This is a genomic window from Pleurocapsa sp. PCC 7327 (genome assembly GCF_000317025.1).
Classification (GTDB): Bacteria; Cyanobacteriota; Cyanobacteriia; order Cyanobacteriales; family Microcystaceae; genus Hydrococcus.
The window spans coordinates 4,210,426-4,223,041 of record NC_019689.1 but is presented as its reverse complement, the minus strand read 5'-3'; the positions used below and the strand labels follow the sequence as shown (position 1 = coordinate 4,223,041).

The window sequence follows — 12,616 nt, the reverse complement described above, 5'->3', positions numbered from 1 at the left end:
TTTTTATCTACTCATCTTCAGGTTGTCATTGCACAAACAAGAGATGAACAAATGTTGCCAAGATTGGCATTAAAATGGGGTCATGGCAACTCCTTTTGAGATTTTGATTGCGTACCTTATGATATCAAATCCGCTTGAAAAACTACAATATCTAGGGAGAGCATTTTACTCGCGATCGGGACGTTCGCACGATCTATGCTGATTCTTTAATCGAATTTGAGATGATTTTAGCCTTTGAGCGGCAATTCAAGTTCCACCTAAAGAAAGATTTCTAGCTAAGGTAAAGAATAAGCCTTACCGAGGTAGGAATGGGGTTTTATTTTTTTGCCTTAAAAAGACCGTACAGGAATTTATTGGCGGATAATACCAATCGGTTAAAAGAGGTACTTGTTGAGAAAACTTTTTGTATCAGCTAGGAAATGAATTAAAAGAGCGGTTGTTGAGAATGGTGCCAGATCTGAAGTTCAACGCACTAAACGCGATCGCTGCCCTTTACTTTGGGATGATTGCCCCCAATAAAATCGATACTAGCTTAGCAGGCAGCCAATATTAATTTCAAATCTGGTTATGATGGAGGGGGACTTGGCAACCCACCCTCCTACGTTTTAATCTTAAAAAGAATTGCTTTTAATTTAAAATACCCAATCTGACAAGCTGAATAATCGCATTGACTTAAATACTCAAATGGATGCCACTCATTTTTGCTAATCGATTCAAAATAGCTGCCATCCTGAGTTGCGACTTCCGGTTCTAGTCCAGTGACATCGGCATAATATAAATAACAAATTTCATTGGTTTGCGTTCCGACGATATATTGACCCAAAGGCAAAACGCAAACTGAAAACCCCGATTCTTCTTTGACTTCTCTTATCGCTGCTTCTAGGGGCGTTTCCTCTCCATCAATGCCTCCAGTAATAGGGCAAGGATAGAGTTTAAGTTTTCCATCGACCTCTGAATTATCGATACAAAGTGGTTGCTGTCTAATCAGAACCTCGTACTCTTTTAAGCGATTTTTTCTGACTAGGAAGACGGCAACCGAGTCCCTTCCTTTTCTTTCTAAGTAATAAAAACCTCTCGCTGTTTTTTTAACGGTAACCCAGTCAGTTGTACAAATCACTTTTTCTTGGTTCATCTTGTGGATTCTAATATCTCTCAATTTTATAGATTAGTATGGAACTCTCTCGATTTTTAAACCGTCTACGGAGATAAGTTTTTTCTATATCTAGTTTTTGAAGATAGCGATCGCCCTGTCGGATAAGCTAGTGTCTGACTCGATCTTCACTAGAGATGAAACAGTACCTCTACAAAATCCTGACTGTCTGTGCGGACGGACTGGTTGAGTTGAACCGTCGGTTTGGTCGCCAAGCTTGGTTGATTTTTCTACTTATCTTCGGTTTTACCCTTGCTTGGCTTGCTTTGCCAGCGCGATCGCAAAATCCTTACAACGAACCCGCTGAAATCCGAGGCGTTTGGCTGACCAACATCGACAGCGACGTTCTCTTCGAGCGACAAAGGCTTGCCGATGCGATCGATACCCTTTCTCAATTAAACTTTAATACTCTCTATCCCACGATTTGGAACTGGGGTCATACGCTCTATCCCAGCGCAGTCGCCGAAGCAGTTATCGGACTTTCCCTCGATCCCGCCCAAGGACTCCAAGGAAGAGATATCCTGGCAGAAACTATCGAACGAGGACGAGACAAAGGGATGGCAGTCATTCCCTGGTTTGAGTTCGGTTTTATGGCACCTGCCGACTCGCAATTAGCCAAACGCCATCCCGAATGGCTGACCAAACGTCTCGACGGCAGCACGGTTTGGCTAGAAGGAAACATTCACAAACGAGTGTGGCTCAATCCTTTTCGTCCCGATGTCCAGCAATTCATTACCGATCTCGTCGTTGAAATCGTGAGTAAATATGATGTCGATGGCATCCAAGTAGACGACCATTTCGGTTTTCCTTACGACTTCGGGTATGATGATTACACTATCAAACTCTATCAACAAGAGCATAACGGCAAATTACCGCCCAAACCGCCAGCTAACATCAAAACCGTGAATAATTGCGTCGCTAACAATCGAGAATGGACAGAATGGACGCGCTGGCGGGCAAATAAAGTTACAGACTACATGAAACAGTTGTTTGCCGCGATTAAAGACAGCAATCCCGATGCGATTGTTTCTGTTTCTCCCAATCCACAAGCGTTTTCCTTAAACTGCTATCTGGCAGACTGGCAGAAATGGGAAAGAATGGGGTTAGTTGAAGAAATAGTCCTGCAAGTTTATCGCGACGATATGAAAGCTTTCTTGAGGGAATTATCTCAAGCGGAAGTAAGAACCGCCAAAGAACATATTCCCTTCGGAATTGGAGTTTTGTCTGGATTAAAAGGTCGTCTCGTGCCGATCGAACAAATTAAGACGCAGGTAGCAACCGTCCGCAAGCAGGGATTTGCTGGCGTTTCGTTCTTTTTCTACGAAAGTTTGTGGAATTTAGCCCAAGAACCTCTAGAACAGCGTCAATCGGCTTTTCAAGACCTCTTTGCCACGCCGATGAAACGAGCGAGGGTTTTGTAAATTCAAGTTATCCTTGGTTTTAAGAGCTAATCCGCAAGGAGCGCTGAAACCATGAAAAAACTGATCGATAAGCCGGAAGACTTCGTCAGCGAAAGTTTGGAGGGACTGGCAGCTGCTCATCCCGAATTAGTTCGAGTAAACTTCGATCCCACCTTCGTCTATCGAGTCGATGCCCCCGTGCAGGGAAAAGTCGCGATCGTTTCCGGTGGCGGCAGCGGACACGAACCGATGCACGCTGGCTTCGTTGGCAAGGGTATGCTCGATGCCGCTTGTCCCGGAGAAATTTTCACCTCGCCAACACCCGACCAAATGCTAGAGGCAGCCAAATGGGTAAATGGTGGGGCTGGCATCCTCTACATCGTCAAGAATTACAGCGGCGACGTGATGAATTTCGAGATGGCAACGGAATTAGCCCGTGCAGAGGGTATCCGCACGTTGAATATTTTAATCGATGACGATGTAGCCGTCAAAGATAGCCTCTATACCCAAGGACGCAGGGGCGTAGGGACGACGGTACTGGCAGAAAAAATTTGCGGTGCGGCTGCTGAAGAGGGCTACGATCTGCGGCAAATAGCGGATTTGTGCCGACGAGTTAACCTGAATGGACGCAGCATGGGTATGGCACTGACTTCTTGTACCGTTCCCGCCAAAGGAACCCCAACCTTTGAACTGGGCGAAAATGAAATGGAAATCGGAATCGGCATTCATGGCGAACCGGGACGAGAACGCATGGCACTCAAGTCAGCCGATGAGATTACTGAGATGTTAGCACTGTCGATTATTGAGGATTCAGCCTACAGCCGCACGGTACGCGAATGGGATGAAGACAAAGGCGAATGGGTGGAGATAGCGTTGACAGATACATCCTTGGAAAAAGGCGATCGCGTGTTAGCTTTTGTCAACGGCATGGGCGGTACTCCCCTTTCCGAACTGTATCTGGTCTACCGCAAACTTGCCCAAATCTGCCAAAAACACGGACTGCAAATCGCACGTAACCTCATCGGTTCTTACATGACTTCTCTAGAAATGCAAGGTTGCTCGATTACCCTGCTAAAGTTAGATGACGAGATGATTCGGTTATGGGATGCACCCGTAAAAACGCCCAGTATGCGATGGGGAATCTAGTTGGGGTTAGTGGTTAATGGTTAATATAACTACTAACAACTATCAACTAAAAAATGACTAAAGACCAAGTAATACAGTGGTTGCGGATATTTACTGCCGTTATAGAAGAAAATAAAGACTATTTGACAGAACTGGATGCTGCGGTCGGCGATGCCGACCATGGCATTAATATGGATCGCGGCTTTAAAAAGGTAGCGAGTCAACTGCCAAGCTTTGCTGACAAGGATATTGGCAGTATTTTGAAGCTGGTAAGCATGACGCTAATTTCAACTGTCGGCGGTGCTAGCGGTCCCCTGTATGGGACGCTATTTTTGCGATCGAGTGCGGCAGTCGCTGGCAAACAAGAACTGACTGTAGAGGATATGCTCAAACTTCTGCAAGCAGGATTAAATGGCGTACTCGATCGCGGCAAGGCACAACTGGGCGACAAGACGATGGTCGATGCCCTCTCTCCTGCGGTGACGGCTTTCCAGACAGCAGCGGCAGAGAATAAAGATATGCGCCAAGCGATGCAACAGGCAGTAGTCGCCGCCGAGCAAGGCATGAAAGACACGATACCGATGCTGGCAAAGAAAGGTCGGGCTAGCTATTTGGGGGAACGCAGCATCGGTCATCAAGATCCGGGGGCGACTTCTTCTTATTTGATGTTGAAGAGTTTGTTAGCTGCTCTTGAATGCTCTTGAATAATGATATTGGTTTACGAAAGGATATCGTGCCCAAAGAACATATTTATCGCGTCTCAACGGTTTGGACGGGAGCGAGTCAAGGAACTACATCTTCTTACCAGTCCTATTCTCGCGAGTATACCGCTAGCATAGAAGGGAAACCTCTTTTTGTCGGGTCGGCAGATCCAACCTTTAGGGGCGATCGCCATCTACACAATCCAGAAGATTTAGTGGTTATTGCCCTATCTGCCTGTCATATGTTGAGCTACCTGGCGATCTGCGTCCGTAATCGCATTCGAGTAATTGATTACTCCGACGAAGCAGTAGGAAAGATGGCATACAAAGACGGCAAGATGAAATTTATCGAAGTCGTATTGCACCCGAAAGTCATTATCAAAGCTGGCGACGATTTACAAAGTGCGATCGCAGCGCACCATCAAGCCCATCAAGAATGCTTCATCGCCAATTCCGTCGCTTTTCCCGTACTCAACGAACCAGTCGTTTTAGAATTCAACGATCCGCAAGCAAGTAACCTTAAGAATTTCTAGACAAAACCTCAGATAAAAAAATTCTAGAGCTGCAATAGATAGTGAGTACAACCCCATACATCGCCCCCGAAATGCACGAACTCGGAATCACTCAAAATATCGTTGAGATCGCTACCGAACACGCCCAAGGCTTTCCCGTCAAACGAGTAACCTTAGAAATCGGCCAACTCTCCGCAGTGATGCCCGATGCCATTCGCTTCTGCTTTGATGTCTGCTGCCGAGGCACGGTTTTAGAAGGATCGACCTTAGAAATCCTGGAAATTCCAGGTTTGGGAAAATGCCGTCAGTGCGGGACAGAGGTTGCCCTTAACGAACCCTTTGGCATTTGCGATCACTGCGGCAGCGCCGATCTAGAAATTGTTCGGGGCACGGAATTAAAAATCAAAGAAATGGAGGTAAAAGAGGTATGTGCGTAACTTGCGGTTGTTCTGGCGACGATTCCATCAAGATTACCAATTCTCAAACGGGTGAAACTGTTAGGCAACAGATGAAAGAAGGCGAACACTATCATACTCATACGCTTCCAGATGGCACGGTAATCACTCATTCTCATTCCCACTCCTCTGTTGACTCTCCCCAGATTCACGCTCGGATGCACGGGACGACGATTTCGCTAGAGCAAGATATCCTCAGAAAAAATGACCTGATTGCGGCTCAAAATCGAGGCTGGTTTAAAGGTCGCGATATTCTCGCCCTCAATTTGGTAAGTTCTCCCGGTGCCGGAAAAACTACCCTCTTAATCCGCACGATTAACGACCTCAAAGCGCAGATTCCCATCAGCGTTATCGAAGGCGATCAAGAAACGGTCAACGACGCTCAAAAAATTAAGGAAACGGGCTGTCAAGTCGTCCAAATCAATACGGGAACGGGCTGCCATTTAGATGCAGCAATGGTCGAGCAAGGCTATAGCGAACTCAACCCTCCCCCCCACTCGATCGTGGCGATCGAAAATGTTGGCAATCTCGTTTGTCCGGCTTTATTTGATTTGGGCGAACGGGCTAAAGTGGCTATTCTCTCGGTGACAGAGGGAGACGATAAGCCGATTAAATATCCTTATATGTTTCGTGTCAGCGATGTCATGATTTTAACGAAAATTGACTTGCTCCCATACGTCCAGTTTGATGTAGAGCGTTGCCTACAATATGCCAGGCAGGTGAATCCTCGCATTCGTATCTTTCAGGTTTCTGCTTTAACCGGTGAAGGGTTGGAGGATTGGTACGAATGGCTAAAAGCTCAATTTCAGGAGCATTGTTCCTTTATTTTTCCTAAAATTGCTTGATTGTTGCTTATTACCACAATTTTCTTAGAAATTGGCGATCGGTCAATTTTCCCTTTTCACAGATCGCCAATTCTCTATTTCATGGATGCATTTTCATAGATGCATTAAACTCAGCTGAAAAGCAAAACTAGCTACTGAAAACAGGCGCTAGCCGAAGAGGGAAAACTTGTTTATCATTTCTTTATCAATTCGCGGTAAAGTTAGAGCGAAGTAACCTAAAATAGCAAAAGTTTCTATTCGCCCTCAACAAAATCTCTTTTGGTTACCATGTGTGAATTATTGAAACCAATCTGGGTATATATAAATAACGATCTGCGATCGGTTACCAAAGGTTAGGGCGCGAGAAGCTAATCGAGTTATGAGCTATACAACTGTCGAATTTCAAGAATTTATCTCTTCGGTAGCCCCGTTTGACCGACTGCCCCTCGAAGTCATCGCCGAACTAGTGCAAAAATTCGAACCGTGGCGCTACCGGATGGGTCAGATTGTGCTGACGCAAAAAAAAATGCTGCCATACGTCGCAATTTTATATGAAGGCAAAGCGCGTTTGCTCGGTTACGACCCTCGCACTCAAATCCCCATTACTTTGAAGTTACTCAAGCCCGGCGCGATAATCGGTTGGGTTAACTTAATTAGGGGAATTCCCGGCGAAACCGTCATTTCTTCTACGGAAGCCGTTTGCTTGACGATTAAAAACAGCGAGTTTCTCCAACTTCTAGAACAATATCCCCCATTTGGCGAGGCATTTTACCAGCGAGCGGCGCTTGTTGAAGTCTTCGAGCTTCTAGGCTATCAATTAGAGCAGCAAGCGCTCGGAGAGATCGACCTCAAACAATTAACGACTGAGATAATCAATGATGTGGCAGTGTACTCCCTTCCTCCGGGTACGTCGTCGATTAAAGAGCACCCACCCCTACAGGATTCTCAACGGATCTGGGTGGTTAGCAGCGGCAATATTGCCAGTTGTCCTATCGGCAGCCGTCTCGATTTCTCTGACAATCAAAAAATCGAGGTAAATGGGTCGATGCCAGCGCGTCTAATCGGATTGCCTGCCGAACTACCAACGGAAAACTGGCAACTGGCAACTCAAGCAGATTCCTCCCTATCGTCTACTTCATCCGTCGAATCGCTTCCAGAGTCGGTACGAGATATTCCTTATGCGGAAGCAGAACTGCTAGAGGCAGATAACAGCGCCGAGCAAGCCATCGATGTCACTAAAGAGAAAGACTATCCATACGTCCATGGAAAAACGCCGCAAGAAGTGGGGGTTGCCTGCTTCCAAATGCTCAGTCAATATTTCGGGATGCCCTTTCGCAAGGAAGTCATCCGTCGCATTATCACAGAGCAACTACAGCGTAGCAATACCCTCTCGCTGCCCGTGTGCGGCGCGATCGCGGAGTTGATGGGACTCAACGCTCAACTGGTGAAGGTTCCCGCCAGAGCCGTTACCAATCTCAAAACTCCCGTTCTGGTGCGCTGGCAAGATAGCCTAGCGATTATCTACGAAATTAACGATCGCCACGCGATTATTGGCGTGCCGGAAATTGGGATCCTGCGCCGTCCGAGCGCCGATTTTCTCGACAGTTGGGGCACAGAAGGGGAAGTGCTGCTGCTGCAAAAAACCAAGGAAACTCCCCAAGAACGCTTCGGTCTGCGCTGGTTTCTCCCCGCCTTGCAGCGCTACCGCCGAGTGCTGATCGAAGTCTTTGTCGCCTCTTTCTTCGTCCAGCTATTCGGACTAGCCAATCCCCTGATGGTTCAGGTCATTATCGACAAGGTAATCGTCCAAAATAGCGTCGATACTTTACAGGTTTTAGGTGTGTTCCTCTTGGCGATCGCGATCTTTGAAGCCATTCTCACCACCCTGCGAACATACCTCTTCGTCGATACGACTAACCGCATCGACATGAGTTTGGGTTCAGAAATTATCGACCACCTCCTACGCTTGCCCTTGCGCTATTTCGAGCGCCGACCCGTCGGGGAAATTTCCACGCGCGTCAACGAACTGGAAAACATTCGGCAGTTTCTCACGGGAACCGCTTTGACCGTGGTCTTGGATGCGATCTTCTCGATCGTCTACATCGTAGCGATGATCGTCTACAGCCCGATCCTAACCCTGGTAGCATTGGGGATTATTCCGCTCTTTATCGGTCTGACCCTCTTTTTCTCGCCCATCATTCGCCGACAACTGCGAACCAAAGCAGAACGCAATGCCCAAACCCAATCCTATCTCGTCGAAGTGATGACTGGCATTCAAACGGTCAAGGCACAGAATATCGAGCTGCGATCGCGCTGGCAGTGGCAAGAAAAATACGCTAACTACGTCTCGGCGGGATTCCAAACCGTCATTACCTCGACCCTAGCAGGTTCGACCAGTAGCTTCCTCAACAAGCTCTCCGGACTTCTGGTTCTTTGGGTTGGGGCTTTTTTAGTCCTAGACCAACAGCTTACCTTGGGTCAGTTGATCGCTTTCCGCATCATCGCCAGCTACGTAACTTCTCCTATCCTGCGCCTGACGCAACTGTGGCAGAATTTCCAAGAAACTGCCCTTTCTTTAGAAAGACTGGCAGATATCGTCGATACGCCGCAAGAAGCCGAACAAGACCGCACCAACATTCCCATGCCTTCGATTGAAGGGGCAGTCAAATACGAAAATGTCTCCTTCCGCTTCAAGAGTCACGGTCCCTTACAACTGTATAACGTCAATCTAGATTTTCCTCCCGGAACCTTTGTTGGCGTCGTCGGACAAAGTGGGGCAGGCAAGAGTACCCTAACCAAACTAATCTCAAGGCTTTACGAGCCAGAATCGGGACGTATCCTCATCGACGGGTACGACATTAGCAAAGTAGAGCTGTACTCCTTACGCCGTCAGATAGGCGTTGTCCCCCAAGAAACGCTCCTGTTCGATGGAACGGTGCAGGAAAATATTGCCCTGACCAATCCCGACGCGACGACAGAAGAAATTATCGAAGCCGCTAAAGTCGCAGCCGCCCACGAATTCATCATGACCTTGCCCAATGGTTACAATACCAGAGTCGGCGAAAGAGGTTCGGCGCTCTCTGGCGGACAGCGACAGCGGATCGCGATCGCGCGGACGGTGCTGCAACAGCCTCGCATTCTCGTCCTCGACGAGGCAACTAGCGCCCTCGACTACGCCACCGAGCAACAAGTCTGTATTAATCTCATCGACGCTTTTCGCGATCGCACAGTCTTTTTTATCACTCACCGTCTCGGCTCGATTAAAAATTCCGACGTTATCGTTATGATGGACGCTGGCTCGGTAGTAGAACAGGGAACCCATGAAGAACTAATGAAACTCAAGGGACGTTATTACTATTTGTATCAACAACAAGAAGCCAGAATGTAATTTAGATAATAGTTAATCGTTAGTAGTTGGCAGTTAGTCAATTTTTTCCCTACTAACCACTAACCACTAACCAAAAAGAAATATAAATTGGGAAGTATGAATTTAGCAAACGGCAACCAACTAAACGGCGATCGCGAAGGAAAAATTCGCATCCTGGTCGTAGACGATCAGAGAATGATTCGAGAAGGTCTCAAGGCGCTACTCGATACAGAGCCGGATTTAGAAGTCGTTGGAACGGCTGCTGACGGTCGGACGGCGATCGAGCAGGTAGAATTGCTACAACCCGATGTCGTTCTCGTCGATATGGAAATGCCGGACGTAGACGGCGTAACGACCACGCAAACAATCTGTCAAAAATCTGCCGAGGTTAAAGTTCTCGTTCTCAGTAGCTACGATAACCACGAGTACGTCAAAGAGTCTCTCGATGCGGGAGCTAAAGGCTATTTGCTCAAAGGAACCCCAGCCAAAGAACTCAGAGAAGCTATTCGCTCAATCTATAAAGGCTACGTCCATATCGGACCGGGACTGTTTGAAAAAATAGCTCCCAAAACGAAAGCAGAAGTAGGGAGCGCGGCAATCGTAAAACCGACTTCCGGACAGCTTAGAGGAAAGTTAGTGTCTTCCGTCGGCTTGGGGAACGGCTCGGCAAAATCTACGCTAGCAGTCAGATCCAAGTCCGAAGCGCTAACCCTTCCCTTCGAGCAAACAGTTATTCTGCGCCAATCTCCCAGGTGGTCGCGAGCAATTATTTGGTCGCTGATCGGCGTAACGACTTTTGGAATGATTTGGGCGGCATTTGCCAGGATCGAACAGGTCGTTCCCGCTCAAGGTTCACTCAAGCCAGAAGGGAAAGTCAAAGAAATTAAAGCTCCCGTCGATGGGGTCGTTCAAGAAGTCTTGGTAGAAGATGGACAGAAGGTAGAGAAAGGGCAGGTTCTGGTGACGCTAGACTCTACAGCATCGGCAGCCGAACTTATCTCCTATCAAAAAATTCGTCAGTCGCTTCAGCGAGAAAATGAATTTTATCAAACCTTGATGGAACGACCTTTAAATCCGTCCGAAGTCGAACGCGCGATCGCTCGACTTAACTTGCCCAAACAAGTGGCAGCCCTTGCTCGCAATCGCACGGCGCTCGTGTCAGAAAATCAACTCTTTCAGGCACAGTTGAGCGGGACGGCGCAGCAAGGCAAACTCAGTGCCGAACAACTCGCTCGCCTACAAAATGCTATCGACGAATCGAAGTCCCGCGTCGAGGCAGCGAGACTAGAGATGGAGCAACTCCAAAAACAACTGTCGCAAAATCAAGTCCAGTTAGCCGATGCTAGAAAACAGCTAAACGACGATCGAAAAACGCTCGCAGAAATCGAAGCGAGAAACAAAAAAGCAGTCGCACAAGCGGAAGAAAGTTTAGCTATTGAAGAAAAAATTCTTGGCGATGTCGAACCGCTCCTAGCAGAAGGAGCATTAGCCAAACTTCAATTAGAGAGGCAGCGACAATCGATTAACGATCGCCGCGCGGAATTAATTAAGCAAAGATCCGACGGAACGATTGAATATAACAAGCAACAACAACAAGTTCAAACCCGTCGGGCTGAAATCGAAAAACTCCTCGAAGAAGAGAAGCGGTTGCGCTTAGATATCGCTCAGGCAAAGGAAGAGTTAAACAATACGGTTGCCCTGTCTGGTAAAGAAGTCCGCGATAAGATGGCAGAAAACGAAAAGCGCATTGCTGAAATCGACAGCCAACTAACCAAGGTAATGGTAGACAATGAAAATCGCATCGCAGAACTCGACAGTCAAATCAGTCGCGCCAAAGTCATCCTAAAATATCAAGAATTGCGAGCGCCCGTCGCTGGAACGGTATTCGATCTAAAAGCTAGCCCAGGCTACGTCGCGCCGCAAACCCAAACCGAACCTTTACTCAAAATCGTTCCAGATGATTATTTAGTTGCTCAAGTGAACGTGACCAATGAAGATATCGGTTTCGTGCGCAAAGGACAGAAAGCTGATGTCAGACTGCTCACTTACTCGTATAGCGAATTTGGGGATATCAAAGGGGAGGTGATTTCTGTCGGCTCGGATGCCTTGCCGCCTAGTGAAACTAACCCTAACGAGCGTTTTGAGCGATTCCCCGTCAGAATCAAATTAGATAAACAGGTTTTGATCTCTAGTGGGAGAGAACTTCCCCTCCAATCGGGCATGGGCGTCACTGCCAACATCAAAATCCGAGAAGATCGCACCGTCTTGAGTTTATTTACCGAACTGTTCACTAAGAAAGTAGAGACGCTCAAGGAAGTCCGATAGTTGACCGAAATCGTTCAAAATTCAAAATTCAAAGTTCAAAAACGTTCATGAGCATTGTTTGGCGCTAAAGTGAGCGTATGTCTGACTCCTATTCGTCATCTCGCGGTTTAAATGACTGGTTGCAACTACTGCAACACCATCGAGCGATTGCAATTATTCGTTCCGCTGACAAACAACTAGGCTTATCAATGGCGAAAGCCGCTGCTGAAGGAGGAATGCGCTTAATTGAGATTACTTGGAATAGCGATCGCGCTGCTGAGTTAATTGGTCAACTGCGATCGCAATTACCTAACTGTATCATCGGGACTGGCACGATTTTAACCGTCGATCGCCTTAAGGATGCTATCGCCTGCGGCATTCAATTCTGTTTCACCCCTCACGTGAATTTACCACTCATTCAAACGGCGATCGAATTCAATCTTCCCATCGTTGCTGGGGCGCTTACTCCTACCGAAATTGTCGCGGCATGGCAAGCCGGTGCTAGCTGCGTCAAAGTTTTTCCCGTCGATGCAGTTGGCGGAGTCAGTTACATCAAAAGTTTACAAGGTCCTTTGCGGGAAATTCCGCTGATTCCCACCGGAGGGATTAGCATAGAAAATGCTTGTCAATTTATCGAAGCAGGCGCGATCGCTGTTGGTCTTTCCGGTCAATTATTTCCCCAACAACTTATAGAAACAAGAGATTGGGACGCGATCGCGCAACAGGCAAAAACCCTGCGGCAAAAGCTTCTCGTTTAGTCGGGTTTTATCCGTGCGCG

General features: G+C 47.4%; 10 protein-coding genes. 9 read left to right on the top strand and 1 reads right to left on the bottom strand.

Features of this window, described 5'->3' with window-relative positions; genetic code table 11:
* Positions 1–598: 598 nt before the first annotated feature.
* Positions 599–1,132: an NUDIX hydrolase gene (locus tag PLE7327_RS19045; protein ID WP_015145405.1), complete on the bottom strand. Its 534-nt coding sequence runs from the start codon at positions 1,130–1,132 to the stop codon at positions 599–601.
* Between the two features lie 155 nt (positions 1,133–1,287).
* Here PLE7327_RS19045 and PLE7327_RS19040 point away from each other — a divergent pair, with 155 nt between their 5' ends.
* From PLE7327_RS19040 to PLE7327_RS19000, 9 genes are all read left to right on the top strand, one after another.
* The gene (locus PLE7327_RS19040; protein WP_015145404.1) at positions 1,288–2,571 is read left to right on the top strand and encodes a glycoside hydrolase family 10 protein; all 1,284 of its coding nucleotides are present in this window, start codon (positions 1,288–1,290) and stop codon (positions 2,569–2,571) included.
* 51 nt (positions 2,572–2,622) lie between these two features.
* A complete protein-coding gene (gene dhaK / locus PLE7327_RS19035; protein ID WP_015145403.1) occupies positions 2,623–3,696 on the top strand; it encodes a dihydroxyacetone kinase subunit DhaK in 1,074 nt (357 codons plus the stop codon).
* A 53-nt stretch (positions 3,697–3,749) separates the two neighbouring features.
* Entirely contained in the window at positions 3,750–4,379 is a 630-nt protein-coding gene (gene dhaL, locus PLE7327_RS19030) for a dihydroxyacetone kinase subunit DhaL (RefSeq protein WP_015145402.1), read from the top strand.
* A 29-nt stretch (positions 4,380–4,408) separates the two neighbouring features.
* Positions 4,409–4,909 (top strand): OsmC family protein, encoded by a 501-nt coding sequence (locus PLE7327_RS19025; protein ID WP_041393589.1) that lies wholly within the window; start codon positions 4,409–4,411, stop codon positions 4,907–4,909.
* 71 nt (positions 4,910–4,980) lie between these two features.
* Entirely contained in the window at positions 4,981–5,325 is a 345-nt protein-coding gene (hypA, locus tag PLE7327_RS19020; RefSeq protein ID WP_041392372.1) for a hydrogenase maturation nickel metallochaperone HypA, read from the top strand.
* Positions 5,316–6,188: a hydrogenase nickel incorporation protein HypB gene (hypB, locus tag PLE7327_RS19015; protein ID WP_015145399.1), complete on the top strand. Its 873-nt coding sequence runs from the start codon at positions 5,316–5,318 to the stop codon at positions 6,186–6,188. Before hypA ends, hypB begins: the two co-directional genes overlap by 10 nt.
* Before the next feature lie 358 nt (positions 6,189–6,546).
* Positions 6,547–9,555, top strand: a complete 3,009-nt coding sequence (locus PLE7327_RS19010) for a peptidase domain-containing ABC transporter (protein WP_015145398.1) — start codon at positions 6,547–6,549, stop codon at positions 9,553–9,555.
* A 96-nt stretch (positions 9,556–9,651) separates the two neighbouring features.
* Positions 9,652–11,859, top strand: a complete 2,208-nt coding sequence (locus tag PLE7327_RS19005; RefSeq protein ID WP_015145397.1) for a response regulator — start codon at positions 9,652–9,654, stop codon at positions 11,857–11,859.
* Positions 11,860–11,936: 77 nt separating this feature from the next.
* Entirely contained in the window at positions 11,937–12,596 is a 660-nt protein-coding gene (locus tag PLE7327_RS19000) for a bifunctional 4-hydroxy-2-oxoglutarate aldolase/2-dehydro-3-deoxy-phosphogluconate aldolase (RefSeq protein WP_015145396.1), read from the top strand.
* Positions 12,597–12,616: the final 20 nt, after the last annotated feature.